This window comes from Paraburkholderia sp., assembly GCF_050742655.1.
Taxonomy (GTDB): domain Bacteria; phylum Pseudomonadota; class Gammaproteobacteria; order Burkholderiales; family Burkholderiaceae; genus Paraburkholderia.
Map to the genome: position 1 here is coordinate 1 of NZ_JBOIGG010000076.1, position 1,164 is coordinate 1,164.

1 protein-coding gene is annotated in these 1,164 nt (G+C 54.1%); it reads right to left on the reverse strand.

Going from position 1 to position 1,164, the window contains the following annotated elements:
* Nucleotides 1-69: 69 nt before the first annotated feature.
* Nucleotides 70-480 carry an IS200/IS605 family transposase gene (gene tnpA, locus ACREXZ_RS30875; protein WP_431767918.1) on the reverse strand — a complete coding sequence of 137 codons (411 nt, stop codon included), beginning with the start codon at nt 478-480 and terminating at the stop codon, nt 70-72.
* Between the last annotated feature and the right edge of the window lie 684 nt (nt 481-1,164).

Consider the following 1,164-nt stretch of genomic DNA (forward strand, 5'->3'; position numbering starts at 1 on the left):
GCGGCAAGTTGGTCCATTGAGACCGGCGAGCCCCGCAACTGTCCTGCCCGGAAATCGCGAACTGAATAACTACCGGCTGACGCCGGTAGGTTCGTGCTCCTGAAGATACTGAAGTATGACATCGTCCGTGATGTTGCCGCTCGTGGTGGAGAAGTAGCCCCGGGCCCAGAAATGCCGCCCCCAGTAGCGCTTGCGCAAGTCCGGGAACTCCATCTGCACCCGATGCGATGACCGTCCCTTGACGCGTCGGACGAAGTCGCTGACGGCAATGTGCGGCGGGATTTCCACGAACATATGGACATGTTCCCGCGACAAAACGCCGGAGACGATCTTTACGCCCAGTTCCTTGCAGACCTGCCGGATAATCGCGCGTATCCGCTCCCGCAACGCGCCTTCCAGCACCTTGTAGCGATACTTGGTGATCCAGACGATGTGGTAGCGATGGTGAAAAACCGTGTGACTCCCGCTTGTGTAGCTCATAGGCTGACTCCTTAAAATGGGCGTTTCCCCCACGCGGGGCGCCCATTTTAAGGAGTCAGCCTATGAACAAAAAAACGGCTAAAGCCTCTTCCCGTCTGAAGACGGGGGTTTAAATCCAAAGAACGGACAATCAAGTCAGAGCTGGCTCGGGAAATCTGAACAACCTGAATAAGTGGAAATTCTGCCTTCGATGGCTTTTACAATGCCAGAAGGCCCCATTCGAGCCTTGACCGGCGGACGCCGGATGAGGCCTACTTCACTGCGCTGCAGCCAATCCCGGTTGCAGCATAACCACGGCAGAAATCCACTTAGCCGCAACCAACCCGCTGTTCAAACAAACCGAGCCAGCTCTATTCATTGCGCTCGCACCAGATAAAAAATGTTCGGAGCATGCCAAAGAAGTGATTACCCTCACTGGGTTTCAGTGTGTCGAGGATGGTGGTGATCTCTTTGGCTGCGAGATTGTCGCGCTTGAAGATCGTTGAGCAATGTTTATCAATGTGGCGTTTTGTTTCTTTAGCGGTTTGGGGTCCGTAATGCCGATCGACGTATGTTCGGTAATAGGTCTATAAGGCTTCAAGGAGTGGCTTAGGATCGTCTTTAGGGGGAGCGTCTGACAGGAGATTACGGGCCTTGTTTCGGGCGTCTTGGAGTGAGATTTGGGGATATCGACCGATCTTGATG

Excerpts from the sequence above, each read along its gene's own strand:
- tnpA (WP_431767918.1), bottom strand. The coding sequence starts at position 480 with ATGAGCTACACAAGCGGGAGTCACACGGTTTTTCACCATCGCTACCAC.